The following is a 15,886-nucleotide window of genomic DNA, read 5'->3' as shown; positions in this document are numbered from 1 at the left end:
AGCTCCGACGCGAGTTATACCCGAGAGCCGGCGCGGAGCGATCCGCGCCGGTTTTTCGTGCTGAGTGGGCGGGAATGGTTAGCGACCGGAAGCGGACAAGATCTCCTCCCCGTGCCGGGGAGGATCGGTTACGGCCGCTTCCCACCCCACAGCCGTCGTTAACGCCTCACCGCTTCCGCCCATAATGCCCCGGTAATCGGCTCACCTGCGTCAGCCCCGGCCGCCAGGTGTCGAGCTTGGGCGCGGGGACGATCTGGAAGTCGGCGGTGCTGTCCGCGGTGCGCAGCTCGTCGCCGTGTGCCGCGCGCAGGCTGGCGGTTTCGATCGGCCGGTCGGTTTCGATGCCGAAGCGCTTGCCCGCAACCCAGCGGACCGTGCCCGCCATCGCTTCATGGCCGGGCAGCAGCACCGTCATGCGCTCGCCGATTTGCAGGACATGCGGGCCCTGGCCGCCGAGCCCGGTTTCGGAGACGTTGCGGATCGTGACGTCGAAGGCACCGAGCCGTTTGCAGCTGAGCGTCGCCTTCACCAGCCGCGATTGGCGCGGCTGGCGCTTTTCGGTCGGAGCGGGTGAGGCGGTTGCCTCGGGACTTGGCATGGTGCGACCCATCAACTCCGGCTACCCCCACGCGAGCCGGTTCTTTTGGTCCCTGCCGCGTCTTAACGCGTGAAGGTAAATTTTCGTATAGCGTGTTTGATCCTTATGGGACGAGCGGAAGCCCGCCGAAGGTCACGATGCTTTCGCTGCCGTCCTCCGAAACCGCGGAAACCCCGAAGAAATTATCGTCGACGACGACACCGGGCAGATTGAGCTCGGTTCCCGCCGTCGCCGGAACGAGCCGGGAATCGGACCAGTCGCGGCGGTCGCCGCGGCGCCAATAGACGCGATAGGCGGCCGCGCCGTCGACCGGCGTCCAGCGCACCATCGTATTCGAGCTGAGCGCACCGTCGATCCCGACCTGCGCCGGCGCCGGCGGGGCGTCGGCCAGCTCGGTGACGAGCGCGGCGTTGAGCGCGGTGACGCGGGCAAGATAGGGAAAGTCCATCGCGTCGGCCGTGTCGCCGTAAATGCGGCCGTTCTCGGTCCGCAGATCCTGGTGCTGGCGGTCGTAATTCTCGATCCCGACCGTGAAGCGGATCGCCGGATAGCCGAGTTCGAGCGACGGCATATGGTCGCCGCCGCGGCGGAAGCGGTCGGGGCGGCGCACCGCGAGCACTTCGAGCCCGATCGCGGGATGGCGCTCGGCGGCGCGCACCGCTGCCTTGGCAAGCGCGCGCGACGGGCCGTCGTCCTCGCCGCCGATCCCGCGCCGCGCAAGCTGCGCCGCCAGATCCTCCGACGCGCGAATACCTTCGCTGAACACGCGGACGCGGTTGTCGACGATCGTGCCGTCGGTGCCGCGCGTATTGCCGACGATATCGTTGTTGAGCATCGCGACGACCTGCCACCCCTTTTCCTTGGCATGGCGCGCGAGCAGCTTGCCGCCCCACAGACCCTGCTCCTCGCCCGACAGCAGCGCATAGACGATCGTCGCGCGATGCTTGTGCTGCGACAGCAGTCGCGCCGCCTCCAGCACCAGCGCGGTGCCCGACCCGTCGTCGTTGGCGCCGGGCGCGTCGGCGGTGATGTTCATGACGTCGGTTACCCGGCTGTCGATATGGCCGGCGATCATGATGACGCGGCCGGGGTCGCTGCCCTTTTGAATCGCCAGCACATCCTCGACGATGACGCCGTCGGGCGCGCGCGGTCCCTCGAAGCGGTCGCTGATCCGCTCGACGGTCAGGCAGCCGCCGCACGCCTTCGACAGCCGCGCGAATTCGGCGGCACCCCAATTGCGTGCCGCACCGATGCCGCGCCTGGGATCGGTCGTGGAAGATAGCGTATGGCGTGTGCCGAACGAGACGAGCTTTTCGACCAGCATCTTCAGCCGCGCCGGATCGGCGGCGGGGGTTTCGTCGCTGGCGGCGGCGAGGGTGGGGGTGGCGAGGAGCAGAGCGGCTGCGAGGGTGTGACGAAGCATGGGGTTTCATGCCCCGCCCCGCACGCAAAGAAAAGCCCCTCCTCCAAAAGAGGAGGGGCTTTGAGACGTTCTTACCGCAAGCCAGAATAGTCGATATCGACGACCCGGCCATAGCGGATGTCGCAACTGAACTTGCCCTTGTCATAGTAACCGCCGCGGCCCCAGCGACCGCCATAGCCGTCGCGGACGACGACGCGGCCCTTGACCTTGTAGCCGTCGCGCTTGCGGTCGATGCTCGTGACTTGGGTGACGTCGGTGCGGCCGTAACGGCTCGTCCCGCGCTCGACCGCGCGCACGCACTGGCTCACGGCGCTGCGGCTGTCGCCATAGCGGCTATAGTCATAGCCATAGCCGTAACGCGGATCGTCATAGCGTCCCCGATAGCGGTCGTCGTAACGGTCATAGCGGTCGTTGTCGCCGCTCGACAGGATCGCGGCCAGGCCGCCGAGCACGACGGCGCCCGCGATGATCTCGCCCGCGCTGATCCCGTCGCGATCATAGCGATCGCGCGCTGCGGCGGGCGCGGCGCTGGCCAGCATCGCGCCGGCAGTGGCCGCACCAATCGCGGCCCTGGTGAAGGAAGTTTTCATAGCCATGGTTCGGTCTCCAATAAGCGCAGGCACGCCCGTGCGGCCTGTTGGAGCCCTTTTACCGATTCGGCGGTGACGCGGCCCTGAACCCTCCGCTTATCTGCGGTTCAGCCTTGGTTTTGCCGGGGTTCAGCTTTTGGCGCGCCGGCAAAGATCGATGAGGCCGTCGCTGACGGGCAATTGGATCGCCTCGCCGCCGGCCGGGGGAGGCAAGGCGGACGGTCGTTGTTTGCCATAGGCTGATTTGGTGCGCGGCGCTCTCGTCAGCCGCAACTCAAATAGTCGAATCCGATCTTCGCCGCTTTCGCGGGGTCGGACGGAAAATCGAACTCATAGATATAATAGGCGATCTGCGGACCGGCGGCCTCGATGACGCGGCGCCAGTCGGTCGTGCCCTTGCCCATGTCGGTAACCGCGCCGTTGGGCGCGAGATCCTTCATGTGCAGGAGCGCGATGCGGCTGCGATATTTTTCGAGGAAGGCGAGCAGATCGTCGAAGCGATCGGGCTTGAACGCCAGCCGCGCCCAGAAGACGTCGATTTCGAACTGGACGAAACGCGGATCGGTATTCGCGGCGACGATTTCCCACGCGCTCGTCATCACCGGCTTGCCGTCGCCATGATCATAGAGGAAGCGATTGTCGAACTCGCCGGTGTGGTTGTGGACATAGAGGGTCAGTCCCTCGGCCGCCGCGGCTTCGCCCAGTTCGTTGAGGTTGCGCGCGGTTTCGAGGACATGGTCGAGCGTGTCGAGACCCGGTCCGCCAAAGCCGCCGGAGCCGATGAAGCGCTGGCCCCGCGCCTTCGCCTCGGCGAGCAGCGTCGGCCATTTCGTCTTGTCGAGCGCGCCGTGACTGGCGACGGCTTGCAGGCCGTTGTCCTTCAGCAGCTTGGCATAGGCGGCGGGATCGCTGCCGCCGATAAGGTCCATCCCCTCGATATTGCGATAGCCCATGTCGGCGATCTGCTTGAGCACCGAGGCCAGGCGGGCGGGGTCGGGTTTGGCGCCGGCCAGCTTGGCGAAGAAAGGCTTGAGGCGCTCGAATTTTTCGCCTGCGGGCAGCGTGTCCCATTCCGCGGGGATAGGGATGCCGGCGAGTACGGGCGCGAAGGTGTAGGTCTGGATCGCGATCTTCTCGGCCGGCAGGCCAAGGCACTGTGCCGCCTCGGACGCCTTATGCGGTGCGCCATGGTCGTGCGCGGCGGCGCCTCCCGCGGCGAGCGCGGACGACATCATCAAGAGTGGAGCGATGCGGCGACCCTTCATCTTCATATCCTCTTCCATCCCTGTATTTTCCATTGATCGGGGCTTTCCCCTAAGCGCCGTCAGCGCAGGCTTTCGATATAATCGACGATCGCGGCGCGCTTCGCCGGGTCGGACACCCCCGGATAGGTCATGCGATTGCCCGGAACGACCGACTTGGGGCTCGCGATGAACTTGTCGAGCGTCTTGCGGTCCCAGCGCAGCTTCGCCTTGGCGAGCGCGGGCGAATAGGTGAAGCCCTTCACTTGCGCGGCGGGCTTGCCGAACAGGCCGGCGAGGCTCGGGCCCAGGCGCTTGACGCCGGGCTTGTCGGAATGGCAGGCGGCGCACGCCTGAAAGGCGGTGCGGCCCTTGGCGAGATCGGGGGCCGCCTTCGGTGTCTGCGCGAGCGAGCCCGCCGCAAGGCTCAGTGCGGCGGCGGCGACCGGGGCGATGATAGCGAACCGAAGCATCGGCATTCTCTCCATTTCATACGGTTCATGCTTGTGCATCTCCGTAAATTTGTAATCAATTACAAATGAGGTTTTTCGGATAAAATCCTTCTTTTGAACCTTTGTAATTATGATCTTGCAAGGACATGTGCAATCGATTACGTCGAAGGCATAACAGAAATGAGGGAGAGGTCAATGCCACCCCGTGCGACTGCCGACGGCGTTTTTGCAAGCCGTCGCGACATGCTGAAACTTGCCGCATTTCTTGGCGTGAGTCTGATGGCTCCGGCCGCACGCGCCGCGGTGGCCGCCGCCGATCCCTGGCCCGCAGCGACGCGCGCGCTGATCGCCGAGGTCGCCGAAACGATCATCCCCGCGACCGATACCGGCGGCGCCAAGGCGGCCGGGGTTCCGGCCTTTGTCGAGATGATGATCTCCGACTGGTTCGATCCCGCCGAGCGGGCGAACTTCATGGACGGCATGGCGGCGTTCGCCGAGGGCGCGGCGGCACGATATGGCAGGCCGTTCGCCGGCCTCGATGACGCGCAGAAGAACGGCTGGTTCGGCGAACAGCTTGCCGCTGCCGAGGCTGCGATGGCGGCGCCCGCGCCGGCTGGCGGCCGGGCGCGCACGCCCTTTGCGGCGCTGATGAAGCGGCTGACCGTCTATGGCTATTATACGAGCGAACTCGGCGCCTCGGTCGAGCTGCGGCTCGACATGGTCCCGAACGAATATGTGCCCGACGCGCCGTTCAAGCCGGGCGACCGGGCCGATTCCTTCATCCTTTATTCGCTGTCGCCTTTCAGCGCCTACTAAGCGGGAGCATCATCATGTCGAATCAGGATTTCGATGCGATCGTCGTCGGCTCGGGCATTTCGGGCGGCTGGGCGGCAAAGGAACTGACCGAAAAGGGACTGAAGGTCCTGCTCATCGAGCGCGGGCGGTCGATCACGCCGGAGGATTATGTCGGCGAGCACAAGGCCGACTGGGAATTTCCCTTCCGCAACCTGGGCGACCGCCATCTTTATGCGCGCGATTATCCGATCCAGCGCACCTGCTATGCCTTTGGCGAGGCGACCGAGCAGTTCTTCGTGGACGACAGCGCGCACCCCTATGGGCAGGATGCGGAAAATCCGTTCAGCTGGATTCGCGGCTATCATCTCGGCGGCCGCTCGATCACCTGGGGGCGGGTCACGCCGCGGCTGGGGCCGATCAACTTCACCGAAAATGCCGAGGACGGCCACGGCGTCGACTGGCCGATCCGCTATGAGGATATCCAGCCGTGGTACGACCATGTCGAACGCTTCATCGGCGTGTCGGGGCAGTCGGACTATGACGCCCCCACCGCGCCGATCGGTCGTTTCCAGCCCGGGATGCCGCTCAATCGCTGCGAAGCGCATGTCGCCGACGGAATCGCGAAAACCTATCCCGACCGCCGGCTGATGATCGCGCCGTCGGCGATCCTGACGCAGGATCTGGGCGACCGCGCGGCGTGCCATTATTGCGGGCCGTGCCAGCGCGGCTGCTCGACCGGCTCCTATTTCAGCTCGATCAGCTCGACGCTTCCCGCGGCGCAGGCGACGGGCAATCTCACCATCGTCACCGATGCGATCGTCGAGGGGCTCGATCACGACCCCGCGACGCGCAAGGTTTCGGGTGTGCGCGTGATCGACGCGAACAAGGGGACGCGCACCACCTATCGCGGGCGGATCGTCTTCCTCAACGCCTCGACGCTGGGTTCCACGCAGATCCTGCTCAATTCGACGAGCGAGGATTATCCGGACGGCCTCGGCAACAGCAGCGGGGTTCTCGGCCATTATCTGATGGACCATCTGATGACCGGCGGCGCCTTCGGCATCGTGCCGGGAATGCTCGACAGCCATCCGATCGGCAACCGCCCGGCCGGCCTGTACATGCCGCGTTTCCGCAATGTGGCGAAGAAGGACGCGCCCTTCCTGCGCGGCTATGGCCTGCAGGGCGCCGCCGCGCGGGCCAACTGGACGCGCGGGGCGATGACGCCGGGGTTCGGCGCGCCGCTGAAACAGTCGCTGCGCGAGCCGGGTCCGTGGTTCATCTATATCGCGGGCTTCGGCGAATGCCTCCCCTATTACAACAACCGGCTGAGCCTCGATCCGCAGAAGAAGGACAAATGGGGGATTCCCATCCTCAACACGCGGTTCGAATGGGGCGCGAACGAGAAATTGATGGCCGAGGATATATCGAAGGAGGCGGTGGCGATGCTGACCGCGGGGGGCGCGCTCGGCGTCCAGGCGATCCGCACCGCGATCCCGCCCGGCGGCCTTGCGATCCACGAGATGGGCACGGCGCGCATGGGACGCGATCCCAAGACCTCCTACCTCAACGGCTTCAACCAGTCGCACGAGGTCGCCAATCTGTTCGTCACCGACGGTGCGTGCATGGCGTCGACGGCGGCGCAGAATCCGTCGCTGACCTATATGGCGCTGACGGCGCGCGCCGCCAACCATGCGGTCGAACGGATGAAGGCGGGGCAGCTCTGAGTTAAACCGCTCTGGATTGCTTCGCTCCGCTCGCAATGACGAGGCCGAATGACCTAAGGCGGCGGGGCGGTGCTGGCGCGGACGACGAGCTGGTGGGGCAGGGTGATCGACGACAGCCCCTGCGCCCTCTTCTCGAGAATATCGAGCAGCATCTCGACCGCCTTGCGCCCGATCGCTTCCTTGGGCTGGCTGACCGTGGTCAGCGCTGGGTGGAAGGCGCGGGCATAGCGGATGTCGTCGAAGCCGACCACCGACACGTCGCGCGGGCAATCGAGCCCGCGGTCGCGCAGCGCCGCGATCGCGCCGATCGCCATTTCGTCGCTGAAGCAGAAGAGGGCGGTCGGCGGATTGTCCTCGCTCAGCAATTCGTGCGCGAGCTGTTCGCCCGAATCGACCGAAAAGTCGCCGGTCCGCACCAGCACCTCGTTCCACAATCGCCGTCCGGCGGCGGCGCCCTGGACGCCGCTCAGGCGATCGCGGCTGATCGGGCTCAGCAGCGGGCCGGTAATCACGCCGATGCGGCGATGCCCCAGGTCGTAAAGGTGCTGCACCGCTTCGGCCGCCGCGACGGCATTGGCGATGTGGACGCTCGATACGTTCAGCCCCGGCTCGAATTCGCAGCCGTTGACGATCGGCGCTTCGGCGCCCTCTTTCGCGACCAGCGCGACCGCGGTCGGCGCCAGGCGATGGCCGAGGAAGATCATGCCGTCGGCTTCGCGCCGCGATAGCATCGACGCATAATATTCCTCGCGCTCGGCGTCATGGTGGGTGTCGCCGATCAGCAGCGAATAGCGCGCCGCGAGCGCCGCTTCCTCGGCGCCGCGGATGACGGCGGAGAAAAAGGGATTCGAAATGTCGGGAACGGTCAGGATGATGCGCTGCGACCGGGTCGTCCGCAGGCTCTTCGCCGCATAATTGGGGGCATATCCCAGTGCCTTGGCGGCTTGCAGGACCAGGCTGCGCCGGGGTTCGCTGACCGCGTCGGGATTGCTCAGCGCGCGCGACACGGTGGCGGTGGAAACCCCGGCGGCGCGCGCGACATCTGCAATCGTCGTCATCGGAAAAATGTCTCTCTTCGTGAAAAGCCTTGTGGGCATTAATATTATTGGCCTTGCGATACAACGCCGCTGTGCATAATGTAATCCATTACATAACGAGGGAGAGGGGTATGAACGGGTCCAGCGATTCGCGGCGTCGGCTTTTCGGCATTTCCTTTGCCGCGATCACCGCGACCTCCTTCTGCTTCGTGCTGCGTGCGATGGTCGTCGACGAATGGGGCGTCGCCTTCGGGCTTTCGGAGACCGAGAAGGGCGAATTGCTCGGCGTCGGCCTGTGGCCCTTCGCGATCACCATCGTCCTGCTCAGCCTTGTGATCGACCGCATCGGCTTTCGCCGCACCTTCGGCTTTGCCGCCGCCTGCCATATCGTGGGCCTCGGCATATTGGTGACCGCGAGCGGCTATTGGCCGCTCTATATCGGCACCTTCATCATGGCGCTGGGCAACGGCGCGGTCGAGGCGGCCGCCAATCCGCTGATCGCGACCCTCTATCACGAGGACAAGCCGCGCTGGCTCAACCGGCTGCACGCGGCCTGGCCGCTCGGGCTGATGCTGGGCGGCCTGTTCGCGATCGCGCTCGGCGGGGCGGTCGACTGGCGCGTCAAGACCGCGATCATGGCGGTTCCCGTCCTCATTTATGCGATCGCGCTGATCGGTCAGCGCTTTCCGGTCAGCGAGCGCGTGGCGGCGGGCGTCTCCTATCGCGAGATGCTCAAGGAAGCGGGCTTCCTCAGCGCTCTGGTGATCCTGTCGCTGATGTGCATGGAGATCGGCCGCGTCGCCGGTCTGCCGGGCTGGGCGATCGTCTCCGCCATCGCGGCGCTGACCGCCGTCTATGGCGTCTATGCCCGCTCGGCGGGGCATCCGCTCTACATCATCCTCGTCCTCGTGATGATCCCGCTCGCGATCACCGAGCTCAGCACCGATAGCTGGATCGTCTCGCTGATGGAGCCCGAGATGGCGCGCTGGGGGATCGAGGCCGGGTGGGTGCTCGTCTATACCGCCGCGATCGTCTTCGTCATCCGGTTGTTCGCGGGGGCGATCGTGCGGGTCGCGACTCCGCTCGGCACGCTCGCCGCCGCGTCGGCGCTCGCCGCGATCGGCCTGTTCTGGATGGCGGGCGCCAACGGCGCGGCCCTGCTGCTGGCCGCGACCCTCTATGGCATCGGCAAGAGCTTCTTCTGGGGCACCAGCCTGGCGGTCGCATCGGAACGCTTCCCGCGCGGCGGCGCGGTGACGGTGAACGTGATGGCGGGCGCGGGGATGCTGGCCGCGGGCATCGTCGGGGCCAGCCTGCTCGGCACGATTCAGGACCGCTCGACCGCCGCCGGGCTCGCCGCCTATGACCGAGCGCACGAGACGCGGCTCGCCGACATCTATCTGGCGGACGGCAAGCAGGGCGTGTTCGGCTCCTATCGCGCGCTCGACGCCGCAGCGGTCGCGGAGGCGCCCGCGGCCGAGAAGCAGGCGATCGAGACGGTCGTCGTCGAAGGCAAGAAGGGCGCGCTGCGCGAGGTCGCCCTGCTGCCGGTGCTGATGCTCCTCATCTATCTCGCGCTGATCCTCTTCTTCCGCTCGCGTGGCGGCTATGCGCCGGTGACGCTGGCGGCGACGCGGGGGGAGGCATGACGGGTTCGGATACCCCTCCCTCCGTTATGCCTCCCCTTTCGAGGGCGCCCCTTGCCATGGCGATGGTTGGCGGCGGCCCCGGTTCGTTCATCGGGCCGGTGCACCGGATGGCGGCGGAGCTCGACGGGCTCGCCCGCCTGCGCGCGGGCGTGTTCAGCCGCGACCATGAGCGTTCGCGGGCGGCGGCGGTTGGCTATGGCATCGACCCCGACCGCGCCTATCCCGACGTCGCGACGATGCTCGCGGCGGAGCGCGCACGGCCCGACGGCATCGATTTCGTCGCGATCGCGACCCCGAACGACACCCATCTGCCGATCGCCGCCGCAGCGCTGGCCGCCGGGGTTCACGTCATCAGCGACAAGCCCGCGACCGCGACGCTGGCCGAGGCGCTGGAGTTGCGACGCCATGTCGCGGCGTCGGACGCGCTATATGCCGTCACCTATACCTACACCGGCTACCCGCTGATCCGCGAGGCGCGCGAGCGGGTGGCGCGGGGCGATTTCGGCCGCATCCGCCGCGTCCATGTCGAATATCCGCAGGGCTGGCTCGCCGATCCGGTCGAGCAGGGCGGCAACAGGCAGGCCGGCTGGCGCACCGATCCCGCACAGACCGGCGCCGGCGGCTGCATTTCGGACATCGGCGTCCACGCGCTGAACCTCGCTGAATATGTGGCGGGCGACCGGATCGAGCATCTGCTCGCCGATCTCGCGTCGGTCGTGCCGGGTCGCCTCCGCGACGATGATGCGACCTTGCTGCTGCGCTTTGCCGACGGCGCGCGCGGACTGGTGGCGGCGACGCAGGTTGCGGCGGGCGCGCGCAACGATTTGCGGCTCTCGATCTGGGGCGAGCGCGGCGGTCTGTCCTGGTCGCACGCCGACAGCCAGCACCTTCGTCTATGCTGGCCCGACCGCCCCGACGAGGTGCTGAGTGCCGGTTCGCCCTATCTGGGGCCGGCGGCAACCGCGGCGACGCGTCTCCCGGCCGGGCATCCCGAAGGGTTTATCGAGGCATTTGCGACCATCTATCGTGATTTCGCTCACGCGATCCGCGCGGCGACCCCCGTCGCGCAAACGCCGCTCTGCGGGATCGAGGAGGGCGTGCGCGGATTGCTGTTCGTCGACGCCGCGCTGCGCTCCTGGGCCCAGGGCGCCGCGTGGGAACCCGTCGAAGATGCCGGCCCACACCCCTGATTTCTCCCCGCGAAAGGTTTTTCATGCGAACGATCAAAGGTCCGGCCATCTTCCTCGCGCAGTTCGAAGGCGATGCGCCGCCGTTCGACAGCCTCGACGGCATGGCGCGCTGGGCGGCCGGGCTCGGCTACAAGGGGCTCCAGCTTCCGACCGGCGGGCGGCTGGTCGATCTCGTGCTGGCGGCTGAAAGTGCCGCCTATTGCGACGAACTGCTCGGCACGGTGGCGGCGCACGGCCTGTGCATCACCGAACTTTCGACTCATTTGCAGGGTCAGTTGATCGCCGTCGATCCCGCGCAGGACCGGCTGTTCGATGCCTTCGCGCCCGCGCATCTGCACGGCAGGCCCGAGGCGCGGCAGCAATGGGCGACCGAACAGTTGCACCTCGCGGCAAAGGCGAGCCGCAACCTTGGCCTCGATACGCACGTCACCTTTTCGGGCGCGCTCGCCTGGGCGAATTTCTATCCCTGGCCGCAGCGCCCGGCCGGAATGATCGAGGAGGCGTTCGCCGAACTTGCGCGCCGCTGGCGCCCGATCCTCGACGCCTTCGACGACGTCGGGGTCGACGTCGCCTATGAGATTCATCCGGGTGAGGATCTGCACGACGGCGCGACCTTCGAACGCTTTCTGGACGCGGTCGACGGGCATAGGCGCGCCAACATCCTCTACGATCCCAGCCACCTGCTGTTGCAACAACTCGACTATCTGGCGTTCATCGATCTCTACCACGACCGCATCAAGGCCTTCCATGCGAAGGATGCCGAGTTCCGCCCGAACGGCCGCTCGGGCGTCTATGGCGGCTATCAGGACTGGATCGACCGCCCGGGCCGCTTCCGCTCGCTCGGCGACGGCCAGATCGATTTCCCCACCATCTTCTCGAAGATGGCCCAATATGATTTCCCCGGCTGGGCGGTGCTCGAGTGGGAATGCTGCCTGAAGCATCCCGAGGATGGCGCACGCGAAGGGGCCCGTTTCATCGCCGATCATATCATTCGCGTCACCGATCGGGCGTTCGACAATTTCGCCGGCGGGAAGGAGAGGAGCTGAGCCGGTTCCGGCCCGATGAGGCCAGCCGCATTCCCCATCGAGAGGCCATATGTCGATGCAAAATGTAATCGATTACTTGACTCCACGATATTGGCGAATAATAAGATTGAAAAACTCTGATGTAATCGAGTTCAAAATATAACAGGGAGAGGACAATGACCAATCGCTTTCGGATTCAGCTTTTCGTCTCGGCGGCGCTGCTTGCCACCCCCGCCTTCGCACAGGATACCGATATCAAGCCGCAGGAAGGCGACATCGTCGTCACCGCGACGCGCACCCAGTCGCTGGCATCCAAGACGCCGATCGCACTGACCGCCATCGGCGGCGAAGGCCTGCGCGACGCGGGCGTCAGCAACCCGACCCAGCTTGCCGACCTCGTCCCCAACCTGTCGATCGACCGCGGCAACGGGCTTCAGATCACGATCCGCGGCGTCACCAGCCGCGACGGCACCGAAAAGGGCGATCCGTCGGCGGCATTCCTTCTCGACGGCATCTATATCGCACGCCCGCAGGCGCAGGAGGTCAGCTTCTTCGATCTCGAGCGCGTCGAAGTGCTGCGCGGCCCGCAAGGGACGCTGTTCGGCCGCAACTCGACCGCGGGCGTGGTTCATGTCATCTCGGCGCGCCCCGTCGACCATTTCGCGGCCTCGGCCGACGCGACCTACGGCAATTTCGGTACCGTTCAGGCGACCGCGATGCTCAACGTGCCGGTCGCGCCCGGCTTCGCGCTGCGCGGCGCGGTCAATTACGACCGCCGCGATTCCTATATCAACCCGGCCCCGATATCGCCCTTCAAGCTCAATCCCGGCAAGAAGAACCTGTCGGGCCGCCTGTCGGCCCTGATCGATTTCGGACCCGACGTGACGTTGCTGCTGCGCGGCGATTATAGCAAGATCGAGGGGCATCCGGCGAACACCGTACGGCTGACCAATTTCTTCAATCGGCCCTTCGCGGCGGGCACGACCAGCCCAGTCTACAAGGACATCGGTTCGACGCTTCAGCGGACGCGCGATTATAACGACGGTGTCGAATCCTTCCTCGACAACGACACATGGGGCATCATGGGCGAACTGACCTGGGGGTTCGGCCCGGTCACCATGACTTACCTTGGCAGCTATCGCGAAATGACGCGGCACGAGCAGGGGCCGCAGGACCTGTCGCCCTTCCTTCCGAAGGCCGTGCGCGGCATTTTCGATGGCCATTATTGGCAGAATTCGCAGGAACTGCGCTTCGCTTATGACAACGGCGGGGCCTTCACGGGCCAGGTCGGCGGCTATTACTTCAAGGAAAAGTCGGGCATCGGCGCCTATCTCATCGATCCGCCCATGGCGATCTTTCCGGCGGGAACGCCGGCTGGTGTGATCCGCTACGGTTTTCCGCAGGACCCGACGATTTCGGAATCGAAGGGGGTGTTCGGCCAGTTCACCTATGAACTGGTGCCCGACCTGAAATTCACCGGCGGCATCCGCTATTCGCACGATCTCAAGTCGCGTGTCGGCCAGACGATCCTCGAATATCCCGCTCCGATCGGCATCCTTCCGCTGCAACAGAACAATGCGCGCCGGACCTTCAGCAAGGTGACGTGGCGCGCGGGGCTCGACTATGACCTCGGCAACACATTGCTCTATGCGTCGGTTTCGACGGGCTACAAGGCGGGCGGTTTCAACGACGGGTGCGAGATCGGAACCGGGACCGGCTGTTCGCTGCCCGCCGAGGCGCTCTATTACGATCCCGAAACGATCACCGCGTATGAGGCGGGCATCAAGGGGCGCTTCGCCGACGGCGCGCTGCGGCTGAACGGTTCGCTGTTCCATTACGACTATAAGGGAATGCAGCTCAGCTATTCGTCGACCATCTGCGGCGGTCCCTGCCAGGTGACGACCAACGCCGGCGCGGCGAAGGTCGACGGCGTCGAGCTGGAGGCCGTGCTGTCACCGCATCCGGCGCATCGTTTCGACGTCTCGGTCAACTGGCTGAAGGCGCGCTATACGTCGTTCCGCCCGGTTCCGGCGATCGATTACGCGGGCGTCCGCCTCGATCGTTCGCCGACCATCACGGCGTCGGCGGGCTATACCTTCACGCAGGAACTCGGCGGCGGCAGCCGTGTCGAGTTCGGTGCGCGCGTTCGCGTCAGCGACTCCTATCTGCTGTCCGACGTCGCGGTTCCGGTGGTGTTCCGCAACCCCAGCTATCACAAGACCGATCTGACGCTGACCTATCGGGCACCCGACGATCGTTTCTTCGTGCAGGGGTTCGTCAAGAATCTGGAGAATGTGATCACCCTGCAGGGGGCGTCGGCGCAATATAGCAGTTCCGCCTATCTTGCCGACCCGCGTACCTATGGCGTCCGCGCAGGGGTGAAGTTCTAAGGCGAACAGGCAGACAGCGCAGTTGGGGAGAAGAAGCATGAGGATATTCGTCGCCGCTGCATTGTTCGCCGCCGCCGTGCCCGCGGCCGCGCAGACGGTCGCGGGTCCGGTCGCCGAGGTGACGGGGGGCCGCGTCGCCGGAACGGCCGCAGCGGGGGTCGCGACCTTTCGCGGCATTCCCTTCGCGGCGCCGCCGGTCGGCCCGCTGCGCTGGCGCGCGCCGCAGCCGGTCGCGCCGTGGGCGGGCATTCGCGATGCGACCAGCTTCGGCCATGACTGCATGCAATTGCCGTTTCCCAGCGACGCCGCGCCGCTGGGGACCGCGCCGTCGGAGGATTGCCTGACCGTCAACGTCTGGGCGCCGGCGGATGCAAAGGGCAAGAAATTGCCCGTGCTGTTCTGGATTTACGGCGGCGGTTTCGTCAACGGCGGCTCGTCGCCTGACGTTTATGACGGGGCCGCCTTCGCGCGCGCGGGGGTCGTCTTCGTCAGCTTCAACTATCGGCTCGGCCGCTTCGGCTTCTTCGCCCATCCGGCGCTCAGCGCGGCGGGCGAGGGGCCGGTCGGCAATTGGGGGCTGATGGATCAGCAGGCCGCGCTGCGCTGGACCCACGACAATATCGCCGCGTTCGGCGGCGATCCCGGCCGCGTGACGATCATGGGCGAATCGGCGGGCGGTATGTCGGTGCTCGACATGCTCGGTGCGCCCGCGACGCGCGGCCTGTTCCGCGGCGCGATCGTGCTGTCGGGCGGCGGGCGCACCGCCAGCCAGCAGCGCGAACTGGCGCGCGACCTGCCCGGCGCGCCCTCGGCCGAGACGATCGGGCTCAATTTCGCCAAGAGCGTCGGGGTCGAGGGGACGGACGCATCCGCGCTGGCGGCGCTGCGCGGCCTGCCCGCCGATCGCATCGTCGCGGGGCTGAACCTCGCCAGCCTGTTCGCGCCGCCGTCGCCCGCGCCGACCTGGTCGGGGCCGTTCAACGACGGCGTGACGCTGAACGGCAGCGTCGAGGCGATGTTCGATCGCGGCGCGCAGGCACCTGTGCCGGTGATGATCGGCGCGACCAGCGCCGACATCGGCTTCGTGCCCGCCGCTTCGAAGGACGATCTGTTCGCGATTTTCGGGTCCGAAGCCGCCAGCGCACGCGCGCTATACGATCCCGCCGGCGATGCCCCTTTTCTCGACCTGATGCTGAAGATCGGGGGCGACCGCTTCATGATCGAGCCGGCGCGCTATGTCGCCGGACGCGTCGCGGCGGCGGGGGCGCTCGCCTATCACTACCGCTTTTCCTATGTCGCCGAACAATCGCGGGCCGGGTCGAAGGGCGCGGCGCACGCGAGCGACATTCCCTTCTTCCTGGACACCGTCGCGACCAAATACGGCCCGGCGACGACCGCGACCGACCGCGCCATGGCGCGCACGATCAACGGCTATGTGGTCAATTTCGTGAAAAGCGGCAACCCGAACGGCCCGCGCCTAACGGACTGGCCACGTTTTAACCCCGGCGAGGTCATGGATTTCGCGTCGGACGGCGTCGCGCGATCTGGCGGCGACCCGTGGACGCGGAGACTTGACCTCATCCGCCCAAGGGCGAACTGACGGCCCCCCGGCCTCTATGTTGAGGTGGCTGCTGCATCCTCACGCAAGGGCTTCGCGGTTCGCTCATGGACATCCTTGATTTGGTCAACGGCACCTACAGACCCGGCCACGGCCGATTTATAACGCCGCTTGTCTCGGGTTCGCGGGAATGACGAAGATATGGATCGGTTTC

The 15,886-nt window shown here is 66.2% G+C and carries 13 protein-coding genes; 7 read left to right on the top strand and 6 right to left on the bottom strand.

Annotated elements, in window-relative coordinates:
* Positions 1 to 166 precede the first annotated feature (166 nt).
* From OJI97_RS04130 to OJI97_RS04110, 5 genes are all read right to left on the bottom strand, one after another.
* Entirely contained in the window at positions 167 to 598 is a 432-nt protein-coding gene (locus OJI97_RS04130; RefSeq protein WP_297661397.1) for a PilZ domain-containing protein, read from the bottom strand.
* Positions 599 to 701: 103 nt separating this feature from the next.
* Entirely contained in the window at positions 702 to 2,021 is a 1,320-nt protein-coding gene (locus OJI97_RS04125; RefSeq protein WP_297661395.1) for a M28 family peptidase, read from the bottom strand.
* 71 nt (positions 2,022 to 2,092) lie between these two features.
* Complete coding sequence (locus OJI97_RS04120; RefSeq protein WP_297661393.1) at positions 2,093 to 2,617, bottom strand: hypothetical protein; 525 nt, start codon at positions 2,615 to 2,617, stop codon at positions 2,093 to 2,095.
* A 257-nt stretch (positions 2,618 to 2,874) separates the two neighbouring features.
* On the bottom strand, positions 2,875 to 3,846 hold the full coding sequence (locus OJI97_RS04115; protein ID WP_297661391.1) for a TIM barrel protein: 972 nt from the start codon (positions 3,844 to 3,846) through the stop codon (positions 2,875 to 2,877).
* A gap of 89 nt (positions 3,847 to 3,935) precedes the next feature.
* Positions 3,936 to 4,325 carry a c-type cytochrome gene (locus OJI97_RS04110; RefSeq protein WP_297661390.1) on the bottom strand — a complete coding sequence of 130 codons (390 nt, stop codon included), beginning with the start codon at positions 4,323 to 4,325 and terminating at the stop codon, positions 3,936 to 3,938.
* A 258-nt stretch (positions 4,326 to 4,583) separates the two neighbouring features.
* Here OJI97_RS04110 and OJI97_RS04105 point away from each other — a divergent pair, with 258 nt between their 5' ends.
* Positions 4,584 to 5,120, top strand: coding sequence for a gluconate 2-dehydrogenase subunit 3 family protein (locus tag OJI97_RS04105; protein WP_297661389.1), 537 nt, complete (start codon positions 4,584 to 4,586; stop codon positions 5,118 to 5,120).
* 14 nt (positions 5,121 to 5,134) lie between these two features.
* Positions 5,135 to 6,823 carry a GMC family oxidoreductase gene (locus tag OJI97_RS04100; RefSeq protein ID WP_297661388.1) on the top strand — a complete coding sequence of 563 codons (1,689 nt, stop codon included), beginning with the start codon at positions 5,135 to 5,137 and terminating at the stop codon, positions 6,821 to 6,823.
* Positions 6,824 to 6,876: 53 nt separating this feature from the next.
* Here the strand turns inward: OJI97_RS04100 and OJI97_RS04095 are convergent, their stop codons facing one another.
* A complete protein-coding gene (locus OJI97_RS04095) occupies positions 6,877 to 7,881 on the bottom strand; it encodes a LacI family DNA-binding transcriptional regulator (RefSeq protein WP_297661387.1) in 1,005 nt (334 codons plus the stop codon).
* Positions 7,882 to 7,991: 110 nt separating this feature from the next.
* Here OJI97_RS04095 and OJI97_RS04090 point away from each other — a divergent pair, with 110 nt between their 5' ends.
* From OJI97_RS04090 to OJI97_RS04070, 5 genes are all read left to right on the top strand, one after another.
* Positions 7,992 to 9,509 carry a sugar MFS transporter gene (locus tag OJI97_RS04090; RefSeq protein WP_297661385.1) on the top strand — a complete coding sequence of 506 codons (1,518 nt, stop codon included), beginning with the start codon at positions 7,992 to 7,994 and terminating at the stop codon, positions 9,507 to 9,509.
* 56 nt (positions 9,510 to 9,565) lie between these two features.
* A complete protein-coding gene (locus OJI97_RS04085) occupies positions 9,566 to 10,699 on the top strand; it encodes a Gfo/Idh/MocA family oxidoreductase (RefSeq protein ID WP_297661383.1) in 1,134 nt (377 codons plus the stop codon).
* 23 nt (positions 10,700 to 10,722) lie between these two features.
* Positions 10,723 to 11,745 carry a sugar phosphate isomerase/epimerase gene (locus OJI97_RS04080; RefSeq protein WP_297661381.1) on the top strand — a complete coding sequence of 341 codons (1,023 nt, stop codon included), beginning with the start codon at positions 10,723 to 10,725 and terminating at the stop codon, positions 11,743 to 11,745.
* Positions 11,746 to 11,900: 155 nt separating this feature from the next.
* Complete coding sequence (locus OJI97_RS04075; protein WP_297661379.1) at positions 11,901 to 14,114, top strand: TonB-dependent receptor; 2,214 nt, start codon at positions 11,901 to 11,903, stop codon at positions 14,112 to 14,114.
* 37 nt (positions 14,115 to 14,151) lie between these two features.
* Complete coding sequence (locus OJI97_RS04070; RefSeq protein ID WP_297661377.1) at positions 14,152 to 15,714, top strand: carboxylesterase family protein; 1,563 nt, start codon at positions 14,152 to 14,154, stop codon at positions 15,712 to 15,714.
* Positions 15,715 to 15,886: the final 172 nt, after the last annotated feature.

It is taken from the genome of Sphingopyxis sp. (genome assembly GCF_025869345.1).
Lineage (GTDB): Bacteria > Pseudomonadota > Alphaproteobacteria > Sphingomonadales > Sphingomonadaceae > Sphingopyxis.
This window is presented reverse-complemented; position numbering and strand designations above follow the sequence as displayed.

Excerpts from the sequence above, each read along its gene's own strand:
- OJI97_RS04130 (WP_297661397.1), bottom strand. The coding sequence starts at position 598 with ATGCCAAGTCCCGAGGCAACCGCCTCACCCGCTCCGACCGAAAAGCGC.
- OJI97_RS04125 (WP_297661395.1), bottom strand. The coding sequence starts at position 2,021 with ATGCTTCGTCACACCCTCGCAGCCGCTCTGCTCCTCGCCACCCCCACC.
- OJI97_RS04120 (WP_297661393.1), bottom strand. The coding sequence starts at position 2,617 with ATGGCTATGAAAACTTCCTTCACCAGGGCCGCGATTGGTGCGGCCACT.
- OJI97_RS04115 (WP_297661391.1), bottom strand. The coding sequence starts at position 3,846 with ATGATGTCGTCCGCGCTCGCCGCGGGAGGCGCCGCCGCGCACGACCAT.
- OJI97_RS04110 (WP_297661390.1), bottom strand. The coding sequence starts at position 4,325 with ATGCTTCGGTTCGCTATCATCGCCCCGGTCGCCGCCGCCGCACTGAGC.
- OJI97_RS04105 (WP_297661389.1), top strand. The coding sequence starts at position 4,584 with ATGGCTCCGGCCGCACGCGCCGCGGTGGCCGCCGCCGATCCCTGGCCC.
- OJI97_RS04100 (WP_297661388.1), top strand. The coding sequence starts at position 5,135 with ATGTCGAATCAGGATTTCGATGCGATCGTCGTCGGCTCGGGCATTTCG.
- OJI97_RS04095 (WP_297661387.1), bottom strand. The coding sequence starts at position 7,881 with ATGACGACGATTGCAGATGTCGCGCGCGCCGCCGGGGTTTCCACCGCC.
- OJI97_RS04090 (WP_297661385.1), top strand. The coding sequence starts at position 7,992 with ATGAACGGGTCCAGCGATTCGCGGCGTCGGCTTTTCGGCATTTCCTTT.
- OJI97_RS04085 (WP_297661383.1), top strand. The coding sequence starts at position 9,566 with ATGGCGATGGTTGGCGGCGGCCCCGGTTCGTTCATCGGGCCGGTGCAC.
- OJI97_RS04080 (WP_297661381.1), top strand. The coding sequence starts at position 10,723 with ATGCGAACGATCAAAGGTCCGGCCATCTTCCTCGCGCAGTTCGAAGGC.
- OJI97_RS04075 (WP_297661379.1), top strand. The coding sequence starts at position 11,901 with ATGACCAATCGCTTTCGGATTCAGCTTTTCGTCTCGGCGGCGCTGCTT.
- OJI97_RS04070 (WP_297661377.1), top strand. The coding sequence starts at position 14,152 with ATGAGGATATTCGTCGCCGCTGCATTGTTCGCCGCCGCCGTGCCCGCG.